A 773-nucleotide genomic window follows, 5' to 3' on the forward strand; every position below is an offset into this window, starting at 1 on the left:
GAAAAAGCAAAAAATAATCCCGAATCTCCTGAGAGTAGATTCCTTTCGTAAGGATATAAATCAAAATCATCCTTCNCTTTTGCTTTCGCCAGTCTCTCCTTATACGTAAATGACTACCCCTGCGCCGGAATGCGCATTGCTCTGTATCTCTTGCACACCCGGAGCAAATCCCAAATTATAATAGACGGATTCCGCCTCATTGCCCTCCATCACATATAACCGCAGGATGGGATAATGATCTTTAAGGATACTTAACGCTCTTTTCAACATCAACGTCGCCAGTCCCTTCCCTCTATAAGCCGGCAAAACACCAATGCTATATACGGCTGCCACATTGTCCTGCAGGCAAAGACGGCAATTAGCAACTAATCCCCGGACTCTCGATCATAGACAAGAGTGGATGCCTGCAGCAATCGTTCATTAGTCAGATTAGGGTCCTCATTCGGAACAAAGTCCGCCAATGAAGCTTTATTCCTTCTTACCGCTTCAAAACCTCCTTGAAAGCTATGAAAATCACAATGGGCAATCTCATCCTCATTCGTAAACCGTTTGCCGCTTTTCGCATCATTATCCTCAATCTGAGGGCTTTGAATGATGACATTAGAATCCCACTTTATCTCAAAATAATCAGTAGGGCGCTGCATCCATCGGCATCTGAACTCATCCGGCCAAAAGCCTGCTTTTGCATATAAAGGAACTTGGTCTGGAAGCACCTCAAACGTTTTAATCGGATTTGCCCGGTCGGACCATTGAATTAATATCATCTTTAGTTG

1 protein-coding gene and 1 pseudogene are annotated in these 773 nt (G+C 44.0%); both read right to left on the reverse strand.

The annotated features are described in order from the left end of the window. Positions 1-99: 99 nt before the first annotated feature. Positions 100-351 (reverse strand): annotated as a pseudogene (locus TX77_RS14365) (GNAT family N-acetyltransferase); the annotation flags it as partial. A 14-nt stretch (positions 352-365) separates the two neighbouring features. Further along, positions 366-773 (reverse strand): hypothetical protein (locus tag TX77_RS14170; protein WP_230198120.1); only part of this gene is annotated, 408 nt, incomplete at its 5' end.

This window comes from Megasphaera massiliensis (assembly GCF_000455225.1).
GTDB classification, from domain to species: Bacteria; Bacillota; Negativicutes; order Veillonellales; family Megasphaeraceae; genus Megasphaera; species Megasphaera massiliensis.